This is a genomic window from Streptomyces typhae, from assembly GCF_009755605.1.
Taxonomy (GTDB): Bacteria; Actinomycetota; Actinomycetes; order Streptomycetales; family Streptomycetaceae; genus Streptomyces; species Streptomyces typhae.
Window position 1 is genome coordinate 137,270 of sequence record NZ_WPNZ01000005.1, and the last position, 18,892, is coordinate 156,161.

General features: G+C 75.2%; 1 protein-coding gene. It reads left to right on the forward strand.

The annotated features are described in order from the left end of the window. Positions 1-116 precede the first annotated feature (116 nt). Positions 117-18,878 carry a non-ribosomal peptide synthetase gene (locus GPA10_RS11130; RefSeq protein WP_157165356.1) on the forward strand — a complete coding sequence of 6,254 codons (18,762 nt, stop codon included), beginning with the start codon at positions 117-119 and terminating at the stop codon, positions 18,876-18,878. Positions 18,879-18,892 lie beyond the last annotated feature (14 nt).

Below are 18,892 nucleotides of genomic sequence, written 5' to 3' on the forward strand. Positions count from 1 at the left end.
CCGCTCCGCCGACTTCCCGCGTCCACGCGGGCGCGGCACCCCCACGACCCCACCGTCCGGGGGTGCCTCCCGCACCGGCGCGACCAGCATCGTCCCCGCTCCGAAGGACTGCCCCCATGACCGAGCCGCATGACACATCCTCTCCGGCGCCTTCGCTGCCGGGGCTCCCCGAGGCCGCCGCGGCCGCCGGGCGCGCGGGGACCGATCCGGCGCCGTACCGGCCGCTCGCCGAACTCTTCTCCGTATGGGTGACGCGCACGCCGCAGGCGCCCGCGCTGACCGACGGCCGGCGGACGTGGTCCTACCGGGAACTGGCGGAGCGTACCGAGCGGCTCGCCGACGACCTGCTGCGGCGCGGCGCGGGCCCCGAGCGGACCGTGGCCCTGGTCCTGCCGCGCTCCATGGAGCTCATCGCCGCCGAACTGGCCGTGGCCCGCACCGGCGCCGCCTTCCTGCCCGTGGACCCCGACTACCCCGCCGAGCGGCGTGAGCTGATGCTGCGTGACGCCGCGCCCGCGGTGGTCCTCGACGACCCGCGCCGGGCCCGCGCCGTCCTGGAGGGCTGGGGCGAGGCGGACGCCGCGGACGCCGGGGGAGCGCGCGTCACGCCGCCGGTCGCGCCGGTCGCCGCCGACCAGGCCGCCTACGTCATCTACACCTCGGGGTCGACCGGCCGCCCCAAGGGCGTGACCGTCACGCACCGCGGCATCGCGGGCTTCGCCGCGGCCGCGGCGCAGCAGTACGCGGTGGGTCCCGGCGACCGCGTGCTGCAGTTCTCCTCCCCCAGCTTCGACGCCTCCGTGCTCGAACTGTTCATCTCCGTCCTGACCGGCGCCACCCTCGTGGTCCCGCCGGACGGCCCCTGGCTCGGCGACGAACTCGCCGCCGTCCTGGACGAACACCGCATCAGCCACACCCTCATCCCCCCGGCCGCCCTCACCACCCTGCCGGCCCCCGGCCCCGGCGGCGCACCCCACCTGCGGACGCTGATCGTGGGTGCCGAGGCCTGCCCCGCCCGCCTCGTCGACGACTGGGCGCCCGGCCGCCGGATGATCAACTCCTACGGTCCGACCGAGGCCACCATCGTCGCCTCCTGGACCGGGCCCCTGGCCGCGGGAACCGGCACGCCGACGATCGGCGGCCCGCTGCCCGGCACCCGCGCCCACGTCCTGGACGCGGACATGCGCCCGGTGCCGCCCGGCGGCGACGGCGAACTGTTCGTGGGCGGCGACGGCGTGGCCCGCGGCTACCTCGGCCGCCCGGGACTGACCGCGGGCCGTTTCGTCGCCGACCCCTTCGGCCCGCCCGGCGCCCGCCTCTACCGCACCGGGGACCGGGCCCGCTGGACCGCCGGCGGCGAACTGGAGTACCTCGGCCGCGTCGACCGCCAGGTGAAGGTGCGCGGATTCCGCATCGAACCCGGCGAGATCGAGGCGGCCCTCCTCGCCCACGACGGCGTCCGCGAAGCCGTGGTCGTGGTCCGCGAGGACGAGCCCGGACACCGCAGGCTGGTCGGCTACGTCACCCCTGCGGACCCCGAACGGGCACCGGACCCCGCCGAGTTGCTCGCGGGCGCGGCCGCCTCCCTGCCCGCCCACATGGTCCCCGCAGCCGTCGTCCTCCTGGACGAGCTGCCGCTCACCCCGCAGCACAAGATCGACCGGAACGCCCTGCCCGCGCCCGTCCACACGCCCGCCCCGGGCCGCGTCCTGCCCCGCACCCCCGAGGAGCGGGCACTCGCCGCCATCTGGCAGGACGTCCTCGCGGTCGGCGAACTCGGCGTGGAGGACGACTTCTTCGACCTGGGCGGCGACTCCATCCTCGCCGCGAGGACCCTCTCGCGGATCCGCGACGAACTGGGCGTGCGCCTCCTCGTACGGGACGTCTTCACCGCACGCAACATCGCCGCGCTCGCCCCGCTGCTCGCCGACCCGGGCGCCGCCGTGGCCGCGGAGCCGATCCCGCCCGCCCCGCGCGACCGGCCGCTGCCCCTGTCCAGCGCCCAGCGGCGGCTGTGGTTCCTCGACGACCTCTCCGACGGCGGCTCCGAGTACAACACCGGTGTGGCGCTGCGGCTGCGCGGCGAGCCCGACGTCGCGGCGCTGCGCCGCGCCCTCGACCGCCTCGCCGCCCGCCACGACGCGCTGCGCACCACCTTCGACACCGTCGACGGGCAGGGCGTGCAGCGGGTGAGCGGCGAGGCCGTGCTGCCGCTGCGCACCGCCGACGTACGGGACCTGCCCGCCGGGCAGCGCGCCGAGGCCGCGGAGCGGATCCTCACCGACGAGCTGAGCCGCCCCTACGACCTGGCGGCGGGCCCGCTGACCCGGGCCCTGCTCGTCCACCGCGCCGCCGACGACCATCTGCTGCTGCTCGCCCAGCACCACATCGTCACCGACGGCTGGTCGGTGGGCATCCTGACCCGGGACCTCACCGCGCTCTACCGCGCGGAGGCCGCCGGCGCCCCGGACGGGCTGCCCGCGCCCGGCGTGCAGTACCCGGACTTCGCCGTGTGGGAGCGCGAGCGGCCCGCCGAGAGCCACGCGACGGACCTCGCGTACTGGAAGCGGCACCTGACGGGCATGCAGCAACTGAACCTGCCCACCGACCGGGCGCGGCCCGCCGAGCGCACCACCGCGGGCGCCGCCCACCGCCACCACCTTCCCGCCGATCTTGTCGCCCGGCTGCGGCAGTTGGCGGGCGGGCGCGGCACCACCGCCTTCACCCTGTTCGCGGGGGCGGCGGCCGTGCTGTTCTCCCGCTACTCCGGGCAGCGGGACGTCGCCTTCGGCACCATCACCAACGGGCGGGGCCGCCGGGACCTGGAGGACGTCACCGGCTTCTTCGCCAACACCGTGGTGCTGCGCGAAGAGGTGGACGACACCCTGACCGTCGACGAGTTCGTCCAGAGCATGCGCGCGACCGTCCTCGACGCCTTCGCCCACGACGGGGTGCCCTTCGACCGCGTCGTCGAGGAACTCGCGCCGCCCCGCGACCCGAGCCGCACCCCTCTGGTGCAGGCCCTCGTCGTCCAGCAGACCGCGATGGACCACTCCGGTGACTGCGGCGGTCTGCGCGTCGAGGAACACCCGCTGCCGCGCCCGGCGTCCCGCTTCGACCTGGTCCTGGAGTTCTCGCCGGGGCCCGGCGGCGGCTGCGACCTCACGGTCGAGTACAACACCGACCTCTTCGGCGCGGACACCGTCTCCCGCATGAGCGGCCATCTGCACCGACTCCTCGAAGGCATGGCGGAGAGCCCGCACCGCCCCCTGGCCAAGCTGTCGATCCTGTCGGAGGACGAGCGGAGCACCCTGCTCGAAACCTGGAACCCGCCCGCGCCCGCGGGGCGCCACCAGGAGCCCGGCGACACCCTGCCCGCCCTGTTCGAGGCGCAGGTCGCCGCCATCCCCGGCCGCACCGCCGTGCTCTGCGGCCCCACCAGCCTCGACTACGCCGAGGTGAACCGGCGCGCCAACCGCCTCGCCCGGCTCCTGGTGGCCCGCGGGGCCGGACCCGAGACGCTCGTCGCCCTGTGCCTGCCCCGCTCCGCGGACCTGCTCCCGACGCTGTGGGCGGTCCTGAAGTCCGGTGCCGGATACCTGCCCGTGGACCCCGGCTACCCGCGCGAGCGCATCTCCTTCATGCTCGACGACGCCGCGCCCGCCCTCGTGGTGGCCGCCCGCGAGACCGCGGACGCCCTGCCCGACGGCTGCGAGCCGCTGATCATCGAGGACTGCCCGGCCGACGACGCCACCGGCCGGGACGCCGAGGACTCGTACGCCGCGGATCTGAGCGACACCGACCGCGCGCGGCCCCTGCGCCCGGACCACCCCGCGTACGTCATCTACACCTCGGGCTCCACCGGCCGCCCCAAGGGCGTCGTGGTCACCCACCGCACCGTCGCCGCGCTCGCCGCCTGGGCGGCTGAACGGTTCGGCCCACAGGGCCTCGCGCACGTCGTGGCCTCCACCTCCCTGAACTTCGACGTGTCCGTCTTCGAACTGTTCTGCCCGCTGCTCGCGGGCGGCAGCGTCGAGGTGATCGCCGACCTGACGGCACTCGCCGACGAGAGGGGACCGAAGCGGGCCGGACTGCTCAGCGGCGTGCCGTCGGTGATCTCCCGGCTGCTCACCGCGGGCGGCGCGGGCCTGGAGGCCGACACGGTCGTCCTGGCGGGCGAGGCGCTGCCGGCGCAGACGGTACGGGACCTGCGCGCGGCCATGCCGTCCGTCGAGGTCGCCAACATCTACGGCCCCACCGAGGCCACCGTCTACGCCACCGCCTGGTTCGCGGGCGCGGACGTGACCGGCCAGGCCCCGCCCATCGGCAGGCCCGTGGCCCGTACCCGCACCTACGTCCTCGACCGGCTCCTGCGCCCCCAGCCGCCGGGCGTCACCGGCGAGTTGTACCTGGGCGGCGGCGGCCTCGCCCGCGGCTACCTCGGGCGTCCCGGGCTGACCGCGTCCCGCTTCCTCGCCGACCCGTTCGGCACGGCGGGGGAGCGCATGTACCGCACCGGGGACCTGGTGCGCTGGTCCGCGAGCGGTGAACTGGAGTACCTCGGCCGGATCGACCACCAGGTCAAGGTGCGCGGCTTCCGCATCGAGCTCGGTGAGGTCGAGGAGGCGCTGCGCGGCTGCGCGGGCGTGGCGCAGAGCGCCGCCACCGTCCTGGAGAGCGACGGCCACCGGCGTCTGATCGGCTACGTCGTCCCGGCCCCCGGAGCGCACGTCGAACCGGAGTCGGTACGCAGGACGCTCGGCCGCTCCCTGCCCGACTACCTGGTCCCCGCGACCGTCACGGTGCTCTCGGCGCTGCCGCTGAACCCCAACGGCAAGCTGGACCGCAGCCGCCTCCCGGCACCGTCGCCCGCCGCGCACGCCACCCGCCACGTCGCGCCCCGCACGCCCACCGAGCGGGTCCTCGCCGGTATCTGGGCGCAGGTCCTGCACGTGGAGCGGGTCGGCGCCGACGACAACTTCTTCGCCCTCGGCGGCGACTCCATCCTCAGCATCCAAGTGGTGGCCCAGGCCCGGCAGGCGGGGCTCACGGTGACATCCCGCGACGTCTACCGGCACCAGACGGTCGCCGCCCTCGCCCGGTGCGCGGACGCCTCGGGACCGCGCAGAACCGCGGCCCCCGCGGTCGTGCCCGCCACCGGCACGGCCCCGCTGACGCCCATCCAGCGCTGGCTGTTCGACAGCGCGGGCGACCGGGCGGGCCACTTCGCGCAGACCCTCTCCACGGAACTGGCGGGCACCGTCGACGCGACGGCCCTGGAGCACGCACTCAACGACGTCCTCGCCCACCACGACGCCCTGCGCTCCCGCTTCCCCCACGCCGCCGCCCAGCACGACGGCCGCGGCGAACGCGGCGACCACGACGGGGGCGACGGGAGCGACGGTAACGGTGGGCAGCAGGGCGGCGCCGGCTGGCGCATCGACGAGCGCGTGCCACGGCTGCGCCTCACCCGCCACACGGGCCCCGGTACCGACATGCCGCACCTCGGCCCCTTCGACCTGGAGCACGGCCCGCTGCTGCGCGCCGTCCTGCACGACCGCGGCGAAGGACTGCCCGCCGTCCTGCACCTCGCCGTCCACCACCTCGTGGTCGACGGCGTGTCCTGGCGCGTCCTCCTCGAAGACCTCGACCGGGCCTACCGCGCCCGCAGTGAGGGCCGCGACGGGACCGGGGCGCTGCCCGCGAAGTCCTCGCCGCTGCGGCACTGGGCCCGGCTCCTGACCGACCGGGCCGCCGCGGGCGGATTCGACGACGAGGCCGCGTACTGGGCCGAGGCCACCGCGGGCGCCGTCGTCGACCTGCCGCGCGACCTCACGGGCGCCAACACCTACGCCTCGGCGCGCCCCGTCACCGTACGCCTCGGCGCCGACGACACCGCCGCCCTGCTGCGCACGCTGCCGGACACCTACCGCACCCGGGTCAACGACGTGCTCCTGAGCGCTCTCGGCCGCGTGCTATGCGCGTGGACCGGGCACGAGCGCGTGCTCGTGGACGTCGAGGGGCACGGCCGCGAGGAGCTCTTCGCCGACGTCGACACCAGCCGCACCGTCGGCTGGTTCACCACCCGCCACCCCGTGGCCCTCGCCGTCCCGGCCGACGCCGGCTGGGACGCCGTGCTCAAGCAGGTCAAGGAACAGCTCCGCGCCGTGCCCCGGCACGGCCTCGGCCACGACGTCCTGCGCCACCTGGCCGCGCCCGGCGTGCTGCCGCCTGCGCCCGGCGCGCAGGTCAGCTTCAACTACCTGGGCCGGTTCGCGACCGGTGGCGCGCCCGACAGCCTGTACGGCGGCACGTTCCGCCCCTTGGAGCTGGACGCCGATCCGCTCTCCACCCGCCCCCACGCCCTGGAGGTCGTGGGGCAACTGGACGGCGAGGAGCTGGAGTTCACCTTCTTCTACTCCGCCGAGCTGCACCGGCAGGCCACCGTCACCGGCCTCGCGGGGCGGTTCGCCGACGCGCTGAGGGCCATCGCCCGGCACGCCGCGACGCCCGGCACCGGCGGGCGGACCCCCTCGGACTTCCCGCTGGCCGCACTCGACCAGGCGGCCGTGGACCGCGTCACGGGCGACGACCCCGGCGCGGTGGAGGACGTCCACCCCCTCACGCCCACCCAGGCGGGCATGCTCTTCCACGGCCTGTCGCAGGACGACCGGCGCGTGTACTTCCAGCAGCTGTCGTTCGTCCTGGACGGCGTGCCCGACCCGGGGGCGTTCGCGGCGGCCTGGCAGCAGGTCACCGACCGCAGCCCGGTCCTTCGCGGCCACGTCGTGTGGCAGGACGTCCCCGAGCCGCTCTTCGTGGTGCGGCGGCACGCGCTCGTCCCCGTCACCCACCTCGACTGGCGGGACCTCGCCGAGGACGAACGCGACGCGGCCCTGCGGGACTTCCTCGACCGGGACCGCGAGCGCGGCGTCGACCTGACACCGGCCCCGCTCCAGCGCCTCGTCCTCGCCCGGCTCTCCGACACCTCCGTGCGCGTGGTGTGGTCCTTCCACCATCTGATCCTCGACGGCTGGAGCCTGTTCCAGGTCCTGTCGGACGTCTTCGCGCGGCACGCCCGCAGCACCGCCGCACCGGGTGCCGTCGACACCCCCGGGGACGGACCCGACCGGCGCCCGTTCCGCGACTACGTGGCCTGGCTGCGCGAGCGCGACTGGGCCGAGGCAGAACGCCACTGGCGGGACCGCCTCGCGGGGGTGAGCGAGACCACCGCGCTGCCCTACGACCGCGAGCCGCGCGAGAGCCACCACGCCGAGTCCACGGACGCGGTCCGCGTCACCGTGCCCGAGGCCACGAGCCGCGCCCTCGAAGACCTCGCGCGGACTGCGGGCCTGACCCTCAACACCCTCGTCCAGGGCGCGTGGGCGCTGCTCCTGAGCCGGCAGGCGGGCCGGGCGGACGTCGTCTTCGGCACCACCGTCTCCGGCCGGCCGGCCGAGCTGCCCGGCTCCGAGGACATGACCGGCCTGTTCATCGCGACCCTGCCCACCCCGGTCACCGTGGAGCGCGAGGGCACCCTGCTCGACTGGCTGCGCGACCTCCAGCGCGACCAGAGCGAGGACCGCCGCTTCGACTACGTGGCCCTCACGCGGATGAAGGCCTTCACCGGACTCCCCGAACGCGCCGACCTGTTCGACAGCATCGTCGTCTTCGAGAACTACCCGGTCGACGACGACCTCGCCGCCGCCCACGGGCTGGGCCTGAGCGGCCTCGACGGCATCGAGACCACCAACTACCCGCTCAGCCTGGTGGCGTACCCCGGCACCGAACTGACCCTGCGGCTCGGTTACGACCCCGAACTCTTCGACGCGGGCACCGTCGCCCGCATGGCCGAGTACCTGACCGTCCTCCTGGAGGGCATGACGACCGGGCCCGACCGCGCGCCCGCACGGCTGCCCCTGCTGACCCCCGCCCGCCGCCACCAGGTGCTCGACACCTGGAACGACACCGCCGCGTACACCCCGGACGTCACCGCGGCGGACCTGTTCGCCGCGCAGGTGCGGCGCACCCCCGACGCCCCCGCCCTGGAGGCCGGGGACGAACAGCTCACCTACGGCGACCTCGACGACCGGGCCGCGGCCCTCGCCACCCGGCTCACCGCGCTCGGCGTCACGGCGGAGGTCCCGGTCGGCGTCCTCATGCACCGTTCCGTCGCCCTCGTCGTCGCGCAGCTCGCCCTCGCCCGCACCGGTGGCGTGTACGTACCGCTCGACGGCAGGGCGCCGACGGAGCGGCTGCGGCGCCTGCTCACCGACGTGGGCGCGGCGCTGCTCCTCACCGACGAGGCCTGCCGGGACAGCGCGCGGGACGCGCTGCCCGACGGCACCGTGCTGCGCGTCGACGGTGACGGCGGCGCCGACGACCTCGGCGCCGGCGCGGCGGACGGTGCGTCCGACGCCGGGACGTCCGACGCGCCGCGCATTCCCCTCGTGCACCCCGACAACGTCCAGTACCTGATGTTCACGTCGGGCTCCACCGGCACCCCCAAGGGGGTCGCCGTGCGCCACCGGGACGTCGCCGCGCTCGCCCTCGACCGGTCCTTCGCCGGGCACGAGCGGGTCCTGGTGCACTCCCCGCACGCCTTCGACGCCTCGACGTACGAACTGTGGGTGCCGCTGCTGCACGGCGGTACGGCCGTGCTCGCGCCGCCGGAGGACCTCGACGCCGCCGGTGTGCGCCGTGCGATCACCGAACGGGGCGTGCGCTGCCTGTGGCTCACCGCGGGGCTCTTCCGCCTCCTCGCCCAGGAGGACCCGACCTGCCTGCGCGGCGCCACCGAGGTGTGGACCGGCGGCGAGGCCGTGCCGGGGGCCGTGGTCGCCCGGGTCCTCGAAGCCTGCCCCGACCTGACCGTCGTCGACGGCTACGGCCCCACCGAGACCACCACGTTCGCCACCCGGCGGCCCTTCCGCGCCGGCGACCCGCTGCCCGCCGTCCTGCCCATCGGCAGGCCCCTGGACAACACCCGCGTGTACGTACTCGACGAGGCCCTGGAGCCCCAGCCCCCGGGTGTCCCGGGAGAGCTGTACGTCGCGGGCGCGGGTCTCGCCCGCGGCTACGCGGGTCTGCCCGGCGCCACCGCCGGGCGCTATCTCGCCGACCCCTTTGGCCCGCCCGGGACCCGCATGTACCGCACCGGCGACATCGTGCGCTGGAGCGGCGACGGCGAACTGCACTTCGTGGGCCGCGCGGACGACCAGATCAAGATCCGCGGCTTCCGGGTGGAGCCCGCCGAGATCGAGGCCCGGCTCACGGCCCACCCGGCCGTCGCCGAGGCCGTCGTGTCCCTGTACGCGCAGGGCGGACGCAAACGACTCGCCGCCCACCTCGTCCCCGCCCCGGGCGCGCGGGTGCCGGGCGCGGCCGAACTGCGCGAGCGCCTCGCGGCGGACCTGCCCGACTACATGCTGCCCGCGGCCTTCGTCACCGTGCCGGAACTGACCCTGACGGCCAACGGCAAGGTGGACCGGCGGCGGCTGCCCGAGCCCGACTGGTCGACGACGGGCGACACCGCCTACCGGGCTCCGCGCGCCGGGGCCGAGCAGATCCTCAGCGAGATCTGGGCGGACGTCCTCGGCGTGGCACGTGTCGGCGCCGACGACCACTTCTTCATGCTGGGCGGCGACTCGATCCTCAGCATCCAGGTCGTCTCGCGCGCCCGCGCCGCGGGTCTCGCCCTCACCCCGCGCGACCTGTTCCGGCACCCCACCGTCGCCGCGCTCGCGGCCGCCAGCGGCACCGCCGCACCCGTCGCCGGAACCGACCCGGTGGCCGGGGAGGTCGCTCTCACCCCCATCCAGCACTGGTTCCTCGACGCGGACCCGCACCGCCCCGAGTTCTTCAACCAGTCCGTCGTCGTGGAGACCGCCGCGGACGTCGACCCCGACGCCCTGCGCCGCGCGCTCGCCGCCCTGTGGGCCCACCACGACGCCCTGCGCTCCCGCTTCGAGCGGCAGGACGACGGATCGTGGCGGCAGACGTGCGCCGACGCCGGGGCAGCGGCGCCCGAACTCCTCGGCGTCCACGACCTGACCGGCCTGGACCGCGCGGACGCCGAGGCGGCCGAGTCGCGCCTCACGGCCGCGGCGCACGCCGCCTTCCGGCTGGACAGCGGCCCCCTGCTCACCGCCCTGCTGTTCACCGGGGACCGCCCCCGACTGCTCCTGACGGTGCATCACCTGGTCGTCGACGGCGTCTCCTGGCGCGTACTCCTGGAGGACCTGGACACCGCCTACCGGCAGGCTCGCGCGGGCGAAGGGGTACGGCTCGCCGAGCGCACCACCTCCGTCCAGGAGTGGGCGCGCCGCCTGCGCGCCCACACCGACGCCGGTGGCTTCGCCGACCAGCGCGCGCACTGGCAGGACGTGTCACGGCACTGCGCGGCGCCCCTGCCGGACGAGCCCGAAGAAGCCGTGGACGGCGGCGCCAACACCATGGCCGACGTCCGCGAGGTCACCGTACGCCTCGACCGCCGGCGCACCGACGCGCTGCTGCGCGAGGTGCCCGGCGCCTACCGCACCCGGATCGACGACGCCCTGCTCACCGCCCTCGGCCGGGTCCTCGCCGGGTGGACGGGACGGCGGACCGTCGCCGTCGGCCTGGAGGGGCACGGCCGCGAGGACCAGCTGTTCGACGACATCGACCTGTCGCGCACCGTCGGCTGGTTCACCTCCCTGTACCCGGTCGCGCTCGACGTGCCGGACGGCGACTGGGGAACCGCCCTGAAGGCCGTGAAGGAGCAGCTGCGCTCGGTCCCCGACCGGGGCATCGGCTTCGGCGCGCTGCGGCACCTGGCCGGGGGCGACCCGCTCGACGGCCCGCCCGCGGCCGCCGTCAGCTTCAACTACCTGGGCCGGTTCGGCTGGTCGGGCGGCAACGGCGCCGACGACGGCGCGCTCGTGCGCTCCGTGCCCGGCGGCCTGGACGGCGCCGAGGCCCCCGAGTCGGTGCGCCCGCACCTCCTCGACGTGGTGGCCCGCGTCGAGAACGACCAGTTGGAGATCACCTGGTACTACAGCCACCGGCTGCACCGCGAGGAGACGATCGCGGGCCTCGCGTCCGGGATGGTCCAGGCCCTGGAAGGCATCGTCGCCCACTGCGCACGCCCCGACGCGGGCGGCAGGACCCCGTCGGACTTCCCGCTGGCCCGCCTGGACCAGCCGGCCCTTGACCGGGTCGTGGGGGACGGCCGCACCGTCGCCGACCTCTACCCGCTGACGCCGATGCAGGCGGGGATGCTGTTCCACAGCCTCCTCGACCCGGACGGCCGCACCTACGTCAACCAGGTGCAGCTGGTGCTGTGCGGCGTCACGGACCCGCACGCCCTGGCCGACGCGTGGCAGCACACGGCGGACGCCAACCCCGTCCTGCGCACCCGCCTGGAGTGGCAGGAGACCGCCGAGCCCCTCCAGGTCGTGCAGCGGCGGGCCACCGTGCCCGTCACCCACCACGACTGGACCACCTGGTCCGGCCAGCGCCGCGAGCAGGAGATGGACCGGCTGCTGGCCGCGGACCGCGCCGCGGGCGTCGACCTCGGCGCGGCGCCCCTGATGCGGCTCGCCCTCATCCGGCTCTCCCCGGACCGCGTACGGATGGTGTGGACGTTCCACCACGTCCTGCTCGACGGGTGGAGCGCGGCCCAGGTCTTCGACGAGGTCTGCGAGCGCTACGCCGCCCTGGCCGCGGGCCGCCGCCCCGAGGTCGCGCAGCGCGCTGCCTTCGCCGACTACCTGGGCTGGCTGACCCGCCAGGACACCGAGCGCGCCGAACAGTACTGGCGCACCGCCCTCGCGGGGTTCTCCGCGCCCACGCCGCTGCCCCGCGACCGGCGGCCCGCCGAGGCGCACCGCGCGTCCTCGTCGGGGTCGGTCCGCGTGACGCTCGACGGCGGCGTGTCGGCACGGCTGCGGGAGACCGCGCAGCAGGCGGGACTGACCGTCAACACCATGCTCCAGGGCGCCTGGGCGCTGCTCCTGTCCCGCTACGGCGGCGGTGACGACGTGGTGTTCGGCACGACCGTCTCCGGCAGGCCCGCCGACCTGCCGGGAGTGACCTCCATGGTCGGCCTCTTCATCAACACGCTGCCGACCCGGGCCCGCGTCGACGGACGCCGGCGTCTCCTGGACTGGCTCGGCGACCTCCAGGCCGCCCAGTCGGAGTCCCGGCGCCACGACTTCGTGTCCCTCGCCCAGTTGCAGACCTGGAGCGACATCCCCGGCGGGAGCACCCTGTTCGACAGCATCGTGGTGTTCGAGAACTACCCGTTCGACGCGGACGCCCTGGCCCGGCACGGCCTGTCCATCGAGCAGGAACGCGATCTGGAGCCGACCAACTACCCGCTCACCGTGATGATCTCGCCCGGCGAGCAGCTCACCGCGGAACTCGGCTTCGACCCGCACCACTTCGAGGAGTCCACGGCCCGTTCCCTGGCGGACCAGCTGCTGCACACCCTGCACGCGCTCGCGGACGCGACGGACGCCACGCTCCTGGACGATGTCGAGGTGCTGCCGCCCGCCGAGTGGAGCCGCCTCCTCGCGGGTGCCGCCCGGCCGGAGACCGGCGCCGTCGCTCCGGTCACGCTGCCGGTGCTGATCGAGACGGCGGTGGACCGCACCCCGGACGCCCCCGCCCTGGACGCGCCCGGCTTGTCGCTGTCGTTCGCCGAGGTGGAGGCGCGCGCCAATGTGCTGGCGCACCGGCTCATCGCACGGGGTGTGGGCCCCGGTGACCTCGTCGCCCTGACCCTGCCGCGCTCGGCGGAAATGTTCCTCGCCCAGGTCGCGGTCACGAAGGCGGGTGCCGCGTTCCTTCCGGTGGACCCCGGCTATCCGCAGGAGCGGATCGCGCTGATGCTGCGGGACGCGGACCCCGTCGTCACCCTGGGGCCGGAGGAAGTCGGTGATCTCCTCACCGGTATGCCCGCCGACGCGCCGGGGCACCGCCCCTCGGACGCCGACCGGACGCGTCCGCTGCGTCTGGACGACCCCGCGTACGTCATCTACACCTCGGGCTCGACCGGTACACCCAAGGGCGTCGTCGTCACCCACCGAGGCCTCGCCGGGTTTGCCGCAGCCGAGGCCGCGCACTACCAGGTGAGCCCAGGGGACCGCGTCCTGGCGTTCGCCACGCCGAGCTTCGACGCCTCCGTGCTCGAACTGTGCATGTCGCTGCCGCGGGGGGCGAGCCTGGTGGTGCCTCCGCCGGGGCCGCTGCTCGGCGCCGAGCTGGCCGAGGTGCTGCGGGACGGCCGTGTCACGCACACGCTGCTCCCGCCCGCCGCCCTCGCGACGCTGCCCGCCGACACGCCGGGCACGCTGCCCGACCTGAAGACCCTGACGGTCGGCGCGGACGCGTGCGGCGCGGAGTTGGTGGCCCGCTGGGCGCCGCACCACCGCCTGGTCAACTCCTACGGTCCGACCGAGGCCACGGTCGTCGCCACCTGGTCGGACCCCCTGGAGCCGGACGACGCCGCCCCACCCATCGGCAGGAGGCTGCCGTACACCGGTACGTATGTGCTGGACGCACGGCTGCGGCCCGTCCCGGACGGTGTCCCCGGTGAACTGTGGCTCAGCGGCCCGTCCCTGGCGCGCGGCTATCTCAACCGGCCCGCCCTGACCGCGTCCCGGTTCACCGCCGACCCGTTCGGCCCGCCCGGCACCCGCATGTACCGCACCGGAGACCTCGTACGGCGTGACGCCCGCGGTGAGCTGCACTACCTCGGCCGCACCGACCACCAGGTGAAGCTGCGGGGCTTCCGCATCGAGCTGGGCGAGGTGGAGTCCGCCGTCGCCCGGCACCCGCAGGTGTCCGCGGCAGCCGCGCAGGTCGTCGAGCACGACGGCCACCACCGCCTGGTGGCCTACGCGGTCCCCGCGGGCACCGACGTGCCCGACTCCGCCGAACTGCGCGCCTTCCTCGCACGGACGCTGCCCGAGCACCTGGTCCCGTCCGTGGTGATGCCCCTCGACCGGCTGCCGCTCGGCGCCACCGGCAAGCTGGACCGCGGTGCCCTGCCCGAACCGGTGTGGCCCGCGGGCACCACAGGCGACGGCGAGCACGCGCCGCGCACCGGCGCCGAGAAGACGCTCGCCACCATCTGGTCCGAGGTGCTCCGCGTGCCCGACGTGGGCGTGCGCGACAACTACTTCACCCTCGGCGGCGACTCCATCCTCGGCATCCAGATCGTCTCCGCCGCCCGCAGGGCCGGTCTGAACCTCACCCCGCGCCACCTCTTCCAGCACCAGACCGTCGCGGAACTCGCCGCGGCGGCCGAGGACCTGCCCGCCACGGCGGTCCGCGCCGAACAGGGCCCGGTCGTGGGCGAGACGCCCCTGACACCCGTACAGCACCACCTGTTCGACACCCTCGCCGGCGACCCGGCCCACCTCACTCAGACGGTCTCCCACCAGCTCACCGCCGACACCGACGAGACGCTGCTGCGGGACGCGCTGACGGCGGTCCTGGAACACCACGACGCCCTGCGGTTGCGCTTCGAGCGGGACGGCGAAGGACCCTGGCGCCAGCACGTCACCGCCCCCGCGGGACCGGCCCACCTGGAGGTGCACGACCTGCCGCCGCGCACCCCGGAAGGCACCGACGCGGCACTGCGCGAGCTGGCCGACCGCCTCGGCGGCGCCTTCGACCTGTCCGTCGCACCGCTGTTCAGGGCCGCCCTGTGCCGCCTCGACGGCGACAAGAGGCCCGTACTGATCCTGGCCGCCCACCACCTGGCCGTCGACGCCGTGTCGTGGCACGTGCTCCTGGAGGACCTCGACACCGCCTACCGCGCGCTGCGCGACGGCCACCCCGTCGACCTCGGGGCCAAGACCACCTCCTTCCGGGCGTGGGCACGGCGCCTCCTCGACCACACCGCGGACGGCGGCTTCGACGACGAACTCGCCCACTGGGAGGCCGCGTCGGAGGACGTCGCGCTCCCCACCGACCTGGCGGGCGCCAACACCGCCGCCCGCGAGGAGACGGTGACGGTCCGCCTGGACCGCGAGGACACCCGCAGGCTGCTCCAGGACGTGCCCGACGTCTACCGCACCCGCGTCAACGACGTCCTGCTGTGCGCCCTCGGCCGGGTCGTGGCCCGCTGGACCGGCCGCGACCGGGTACCGGTCACCCTGGAGGGCCACGGCCGGGAGGAACTGTTCGACGGCGTCGACCTGTCCCGTACGGTCGGCTGGTTCACCAGCGTGTACCCCGTCGTCCTCGACGTGCCCCGGCACGCGGACACCGGCTCCGCCCTGAAGTCCGTGAAGGAGAGCCTGCGCGCCGTACCGCACGGCGGCCTCGGGTACGGCGCCCTGCGCCATCTGCACGCCACGGCCGGGGCCCGGCTGCCCGGACTGCCGCAGCTCGGCTTCAACTACCTCGGGCAGCAGGACGGCAACGCCCCCACCGGCGGCCTCCTGCACGCCCCGCACGGCGGGCTCGCAGGCGGCATGGACCTGGCCGCGGAGCGCCCGCACCTCATCGACGTACTCGGCCAGGTCACCGACAAGCGCCTGGAGTTCACCTGGGCCTACTCGCGCGAGGTGTACCGCCGCGACACCGTCGAGGGCCTCGCCGCCGAACTGGCCCGGGAGCTGCGCGCGATCGTGCGGCACTGCGCCGAACCCGGCGCCGGGGGCCGCACCCCGTCGGACTTCCCGCTGGCCCCGCTCGACCAGGCGGCCGTCGACCGCCTCGTGGGCACAGGACGCGACATCGTCGACGTCTACCCGCTCACCCCCACCCAGTCCGGCATGGTCGTCCACGGCATGGACGAGCCCGGCGGCGGCGTGTACACCGAGCAGGTCACGTTCGTGATGGACGGGGTGCGCGACACCGGCCTCCTGGCCGCCGCCTGGCAGCACGTCGTCGACCGCACGCCCGTGCTGCGCACCGCGGTGGTCCTGAGCGGAGTACCCGTACCGCTCCAGGCCGTGCACCGCACCGCGGTCCTGCCCGTCACCGAGCACGACTGGAGCGACCTGACGCCCGAGCGGCGCACCACCGAACTGGAGGCGCTGCTCGCCGAGGACAAGGCGCGCGGCATCGCCCTGGACGCGGCGCCGATGCTGCGCACCACCCTGATCAGGACCGCACCGGACGAGGTGCGCGTGGTGTGGACCTTCCACCACGTCCTGCTCGACGGCTGGAGCGTCTTCCACGTCCTGTCGGACGTCGTGGCCTGCCACGCCGCGCTCGCGGCGGGCGACGAGCCGCGCCTGCCCGACCGCCGCCCCTTCTCCGACTACGCGGCCTGGTTCGCCGGCCGTGACACCGTCCGCGCCGAGGAGCACTGGAGCGCCGCCCTCGCCGGACTCACCGCGCCCACCGCCCTGCCCTACGACCGCAGGCCCGCCCTCGGCGCCTCGGCCTCCTCGGGCACCTGGCTGTCGGAGCGGCTCGGCGAGGACTCCACCAAGGCACTCCAGGAGTTCGCGCGGCGCCACCGGCTGACCCTCAACACCGTGGTGGAGGGCGCCTGGGGGCTGCTCCTCTCCCGGTGGAGCGGCGAGCGCGAGGTCTGCTACGGCACCACCGTCTCCGGGCGGCCCTCGGACCTGCCCGGCGCCGACACCATCACCGGCCTGTTCATCACCACGCTGCCCGCGCGGGCCACCGTGGACGGCGGGGCGACATGCGCCGCGTGGCTGCGCCGGACGCAGGCCGCGCGCGCCGAGGACCGCCGCTTCGGCCACGTGCCGCTCACCCGGCTGCACACCTTCAGCGACCTGCCCGCGGGGACGCCCCTGTTCGACAGCCTGCTCGTCTTCGAGAACTACCCGGTGGACGACAGCACCGCGGGCGCCCACGGCGTGCAGATGCGCGACCTGGAGGCCCGCGAGGCCACCAACTACCCGGTCACCGTGGTGATCTCGCCCGGCGAGCGCCTGTCCGTCGAACTCGGCTACGACCCCCGCTACTTCGAGGAGTCCACGGCCCGTTCCCTGGCGGACCAGCTGCTGCACACCCTGCACGCGCTCGCCGACACGGCGGACGGCACGCTCCTGGACGACGTCGACGTGCTGCCGCCCGCTGAGCGGAGCCGCCTCCTCGCGGGTGCCGCCCGGCCGGAGACCGGCGCCGTCGCTCCGGTCACGCTGCCCGCTCTCGTGGAAGCGGCGGTGGACCGGGCCCCGGACGCCCCCGCCCTGCACGCGCCCGGCTTGTCGCTGTCGTTCGCCGAGGTGGAGGCGCGCGCCAATGTGCTGGCGCACCGGCTCATCGCACGGGGTGTGGGCCCCGGTGACCTCGTCGCCCTGACCCTGCCGCGCTCGCCCGAGACGATCCTCGCGCAACTCGCGGTCACCAAGGCGGGTGCCGCGTTCCTCCCGGTGGACCCCGGCTATCCGGAGGACCGGATCGCGCTGATGCTGCGGGACGCGGACCCCGTCGTCACCCTGGGGCCGGAGGAAGTCGGTGATCTCCTCACCGGTATGCCCGCCGACGCGCCGGGGCACCGCCCCTCGGACGCCGACCGGACGCGTCCGCTGCGTCTGGACGATCCCGCGTACGTCATCTACACCTCGGGCTCGACCGGCACGCCCAAGGGCGTCGTCGTCACCCACCGGGGCCTGGCCGGGTTCTCCGCAGCCGAGGCCGCGCACTACCAGGTCGACGCAGGGGACCGCGTCCTCGTCTTCGCCACGCCGAGCTTCGACGCCTCCGTGCTCGAACTGTGCATGTCGCTGCCGCACGGAGCGAGCCTGGTCGTACCGCGGCCCGGACCGCTGCTCGGCGCGGAACTGGCGGAGGTGCTGCGCGCGGAACGCATCACGCACACCCTGCTCCCGCCCGCCGCGCTCGCCACCCTGCCGCCGGACACGCCGGGCACCTTGCCCGACCTGAAGACCCTGACGGTCGGCGCGGACGCGTGCGGCGCCGAACTGGTGGCCCGCTGGGCGCCGCACCACCGCCTGGTCAACTCCTACGGTCCGACCGAGGCCACGGTCGTCGCCACCTGGTCGGACCCCCTGGAAGCGGATGGGGCGGCCCCGCCCATCGGCCGGAGGCTGCCGTACACGGGTGCGTATGTGCTGGACGCACGGCTGCGGCCCGTTCCGGACGGTGTCCCCGGTGAACTGTGGCTCAGCGGACCGTCCCTGGCGCGCGGCTATCTCAACCGGCCCGCCCTGACCGCGTCCCGGTTCACCGCCGACCCGTTCGGCCCGCCCGGCACCCGCATGTACCGCACCGGAGACCTCGTACGGCGTGACGCCCGCGGTGAGCTGCACTACCTCGGCCGCACCGACCACCAGCTCAAGCTGCGCGGTCACCGCATCGAGGCGGGCGAGGTCGAGACGGTCCTCACGCGTCACCCCGCCGTCCTGGACGCCGTGGTGACCGTGCGCGAGGACGAGCAGGACCTGCCCCGCCTGGTCGCCCACCTCCTCGCCGCGCCGGGCGCCGAGCACCCCACGGCCGCCGAACTGCGGGCCCTGGCCGCGGGAACCCTGCCGGGGCCGATGGTGCCGTCCGCGTTCGTCGTCATGGAGCGCTTCCCGCTCACCGACAACGGCAAGACCGACCGGGCCGCGCTGCCCGCGCCCCCCGCGGACCTCCAGGAGACGCCGGACCGGGTAGCACCCCGCACCCCCACCGAGGAGGTCATCGCCGACATCTGGGAGGAGGTCCTGCACACGGCGGTGGGCGCCGAGGACGACTACCTCCAGATCGGCGGCGACTCCCTGCGGGCCCTGCACATCGTCTCGCGGGCCAACGACGCCTTCGGCGTGAGCCTCACCCCCCGCGACGTCCTGGTCCACCGCACGGTCGCCGCCCTGGCCGACCTGGTGGAGGAGCAGGTGCTCAGCGAACTCGAAGACGCCGCGCGCGGCGACAGCGACGACCACGACGAACGGTAAGGACCCCCACGACC

Excerpts from the sequence above, each read along its gene's own strand:
- GPA10_RS11130 (WP_157165356.1), top strand. The coding sequence starts at position 117 with ATGACCGAGCCGCATGACACATCCTCTCCGGCGCCTTCGCTGCCGGGG.